This is a genomic window from Priestia sp. P5_B4 (genome assembly GCF_056400385.1).
On the sequence record NZ_JBFULJ010001419.1, the window covers coordinates 1 to 629 of the forward strand.

At 39.7% G+C, this 629-nt stretch carries 1 protein-coding gene; it reads left to right on the forward strand.

Annotated elements, in window-relative coordinates; all coding sequences use genetic code 11:
* Positions 1-8: 8 nt before the first annotated feature.
* A partial coding sequence (locus AC1DRF_RS31335) for a cation:dicarboxylate symporter family transporter (RefSeq protein ID WP_477742744.1) occupies positions 9-629 on the forward strand: 621 nt, incomplete at its 3' end.

Sequence of the window (629 nt, forward strand, 5' to 3'; positions counted from 1 at the left end):
GAACATCTATGAATAACTTATTAGTCATCATAAACATCCTCATTATGCTCGCATTGCTTGCGGGGCTGTTTATGATGCAGAAAAAGCATGTATCATTTTCAAAGCGTGTGTTTACAGCGCTTGGACTAGGGATTATTTTTGGCTTTGCTCTTCAGTGGGTGTATGGTCCGACTCATGAAGTAACGATGACGACCGCCGATTGGTTTAGCATTGTAGGAAGCGGATATGTTAAGTTTCTGCAAATGATTGTTATGCCGCTTGTATTTGTATCGATTGTAGCGGCATTCACTCGCTTAAAATTGACGAGCAATATTGGAAAGATTAGTAGTTTAATTATTGGGATTTTGCTTGTCACAACAGCGATAGCAGCTGCAATTGGTATTTTTACAACAACGAGCTTTAATTTAGAATCTGTCCAAATTACAAAAGGGGAAGTGGAACTTCAGCGCGGAGAGGACTTAGAAAATAATTTATCTAGTTTAGAAGCAAAAACAATCCCGCAGCAAGTAGTAGAATTATTACCTGCTAACCCGTTCCTTGATTTAACAGGCGCACGTTCAACTTCCACGATTGGAGTTGTCATCTTTGCGGCATTTGTTGGAATTGCGTATTTAGGCGTGAAGCGTAAA